The sequence below is a fragment of the Bradyrhizobium sp. INPA03-11B genome (genome assembly GCF_040446015.1).
GTDB lineage: Bacteria > Pseudomonadota > Alphaproteobacteria > Rhizobiales > Xanthobacteraceae > Bradyrhizobium > Bradyrhizobium macuxiense_A.
On sequence record NZ_JASGSR010000245.1, the window covers coordinates 1 to 3,062 of the forward strand.

The 3,062-nt window shown below is 64.7% G+C and carries 5 protein-coding genes; 2 read left to right on the plus strand and 3 right to left on the minus strand.

The window, feature by feature from the left end; genetic code table 11:
- Window positions 1-258: ElyC/SanA/YdcF family protein (locus QMZ05_RS40585; protein ID WP_353705854.1), on the minus strand; the 258-nt coding region annotated here is incomplete at its 3' end.
- A 72-nt stretch (window positions 259-330) separates the two neighbouring features.
- The gene (locus QMZ05_RS40590; protein ID WP_353705855.1) at window positions 331-969 is read right to left on the minus strand and encodes a hypothetical protein; all 639 of its coding nucleotides are present in this window, start codon (window positions 967-969) and stop codon (window positions 331-333) included.
- 71 nt (window positions 970-1,040) lie between these two features.
- On the opposite strand from QMZ05_RS40590, the gene QMZ05_RS40595 reads away from it, so the two are divergent.
- Window positions 1,041-1,475 carry a hypothetical protein gene (locus QMZ05_RS40595; RefSeq protein WP_021077998.1) on the plus strand — a complete coding sequence of 145 codons (435 nt, stop codon included), beginning with the start codon at window positions 1,041-1,043 and terminating at the stop codon, window positions 1,473-1,475.
- Between the two features lie 106 nt (window positions 1,476-1,581).
- Here QMZ05_RS40595 and QMZ05_RS40600 read toward each other — a convergent pair whose 3' ends face one another.
- Window positions 1,582-2,514 (minus strand): LysR substrate-binding domain-containing protein, encoded by a 933-nt coding sequence (locus QMZ05_RS40600; protein ID WP_353705856.1) that lies wholly within the window; start codon window positions 2,512-2,514, stop codon window positions 1,582-1,584.
- 107 nt (window positions 2,515-2,621) lie between these two features.
- Here QMZ05_RS40600 and QMZ05_RS40605 point away from each other — a divergent pair.
- The coding region (locus tag QMZ05_RS40605; RefSeq protein ID WP_353705857.1) for an MFS transporter at window positions 2,622-3,062 on the plus strand (441 nt) is incomplete at its 3' end.

The window sequence follows — 3,062 nt, forward strand, 5'->3', positions numbered from 1 at the left end:
GCCCGCAACCATCGCGGCCTTGATGATCTCGCACTCCGAGCGGCCATCGCCCGGCGTGATGCCGCCGCTCACGATCGACCAGCGCGCAAAGCCGTCGCGCCAGAGCCGGACCGCCATGTCGACCCGCTCGGCGACATCGCCGCGGGTGCCGAACACGAACAGGAGATCGGCGGGCCTCAGCGGCGTCTCGATCAGGTGGCGGGCATTGATCGCGGCGATCTCGTCGCCGGACGGCATCCGCAAACTTCGATCGTCCATGCCCCTGCCCGTTGCGTTCGCGACACCACGCGCCGACGATGCCGCGCGCGAGGGCGCGCACGAAGTCACGTTTCATTGCGCTTGATTGCGATCCGGCTCGGGCAACGGCTTGGGCAACAGCGTATCGGGCAATCGGTCGAAGCTGTAGCGCCGCGGCCGGTTACGGGTGACGAAGCCGCCGACCTGCCAGGTGAACAGCGCGGCGAAGCCAAGCAGGAACAGCGCGCCCATCCAGTTGGATGTCATGAGCGCCATCACCAGCAATCCGATCATGGCAACCGCAAGCCACGCCAGCACCGCCAGCGCCGCGGTATATGTCTTCGGCCCGAGACCTCCGGACAGCCTCGCCGTGCTGCCGGCCGCCCGCATCCGGCGATGCAGCTCGACCATGAAGTCGCGGTAGAGATGCCCCTGCGGCGCGACCAGCGTCGCGGTCTGCCAGGTGGTCGAGAGGATCGCGATCCGCCCGCCCTTGGCATTGTCGATGTCGGCGCGAAACCGCTGCTGCTGCATCGAGACCGGGCGATAGGACAGTTTTATGGCGGAGATGTCGCGATAGTCCCACACGCCCGAGCGGCCGGCGATCCGCCACGACAGCCCGTCCCCGGTCAGCTCGAACTGGTGCGCCGAGCCGACCAACGACGCCTTGTAGGCATAGCGCAGCGGCGAGCCCTCGCCTGCCTCCGACCGCTCCTGCAACGTTGTTGGCAACCCGCCGTTCCACCTGTTCGGACACATCCGCGCGCTTGCATGGAGTGTCGTGCCTATCCTACAAGCGAGCCATGCCCGAGACGACCTATTTTCCGCGTTACCTCATCCTCGGCGGCGCGATGATTTCAGGCGTGCTGCTGGCGCTTGCCGTGCATATGCTCGGCGCGCGCTACGGGCTCGATCTCGGCGGCCTGTGGCGCTCCGACAGCCACGAGTTCATGCCGGCCGGTGCGGCGATCGCCTGGTGGCTGATCGCGAGCGTCGGGTTTTCGGGCGGCTACTTCACCGCCAATCTGATGCACAGCGCGGTGGCCGGGCAGATCCCGCAGCGGATGCGGCAGTTCCTGATCGTCGTCGGCGTGCTGATGCTGGCCGGGGCCGGTCAAGCGGCCTCAGCACCGAGCGCGGTGTCGACCATCTCCGCCGTGCTCGCCGGCCTCGCCGCTTTGTGCCTCGGCGCCGTGATGGCGTTTTGCGGCGCCTATTTTGCGCTGAGGAAGAGCTAGGCCGTGAACCTATAAATCTGCCGGGAGGACGGTTTACCTGAGCCCGCTATGCACCAAGGCGATCAAATCCTGCAGCACAGCTAAATGACGCGATGTGCCAAACGGACTATGCGGCCGACATATTCTTCACGGTCGCCTCGGCTTGCTCAGCGAGCCAGTTCACGAACAATTCGACGCTGCGATCGCCGATCAAATGGGCCGGCCACTGCGCAACCTGAATTTTCGTGCACTCGACTATCGGGTAATTCGCGAGTGCGGACACGAGGCGTCCGGAAGAAACCGCATCCGCGACAAGAAGTGAGCGCCCAAGTGTCACGCCGGCTCCCTCGGCCGCAGCCGACATGCACATTCCGATGTCGTCCAGTGTCACGCTGCCAGCGGCAGCGCCCGATTTCGGCAAACCCAGCCGTCTGAACCAGGTAGGCCAACCCCAGTCGCCGGTCCCATTGTCGCCTTTGTGAATGAGCGGCAAGGCCAGCAGGCCGTCGGGGTTCTTCAAGGGACGCCGTCGGGGCAACAAGTGCGGCGCACAGACGGGAAAAATCCGCTCCCAGAACAACGGCAATTGAGTCGATGTCCGCCGTGCGTCGTCGACGGCGTTCCAGACAATTCGCACGTCGAGCGGCCGCTTCGAGCTTTCCCCAGTCTCCAATGGTTTGAGATCGACGTTGATCGACGGATGTCGCGACGTAAAGTCCGGCAGGCGGCGGACCAGCCACCACGTGGCAAGCGCCGAGCTCGCGCCGACACGTAACGTCGCGCGGTTCGAGCGCCGTCGCACCTGGGCATCCAATGCACCAAGCGCGTCGAGTGCTGCTGCAAGCTCTTGCCTGAGCCGCGCGCCGGCAGGTGTTATCCCGATCCCCGGATTCTGCCGCTGCAGCAGGGCTACCCCGAAGTGGTCCTCCAGTTTTCGAATCTGATGGCTGACCGCACTCTGCGTGACGCCCAGTTCGGCCGCGGCGCGGGTGAACGAGCCATGGCGGGTGACAGCGTCGAACGCGACGAGGGGCGCGAAAGGTGGCAGGCGGCGTGGCATCTCGATTTCCTCGAGCCATGATACAGATTCATGGGCTTTTGAGGAACCATCATTCGACCAAAGCCTGTCGCTCGGCCATCCATGCTCCATGGAGGCCGGAAACGACCATGCTCGACAAACCTCGGCAGAACGATGATGAAACGCCGAGCGCCAGTCGGCCTGCCAGCGATGGCCATCGCGCCAATCTCATGTCCCAGCAAACGGCGACGCTGCTTGCAGCGTGCTTGAGCGGCTTTCTGTTTCAAGTCGACCTGACGGCTTTAGCGGCCGCGTTACCTGACATCGGCCGCGACCTCGGTGCCACTTCCGCACGAGCGGCCTGGACCATCGACATCTACAGCCTCGCTCTGATCTTCTGTTTGCCAATCGCAGGCAGCCTTGCCGACAGATACGGACGCGTTCAGATGTTCACCTGGGGTGCAGGGCTGTTTGGCCTCGCGTCCCTGCTGTGCGCGTGCGCGAGCACGCTCGACGTTTTGCTGACATTCCGTGCGTTGCAAGGTATCGCGGGTGCCTGCATCACCAGCACCTCGTCCGCCCTCCTGGCT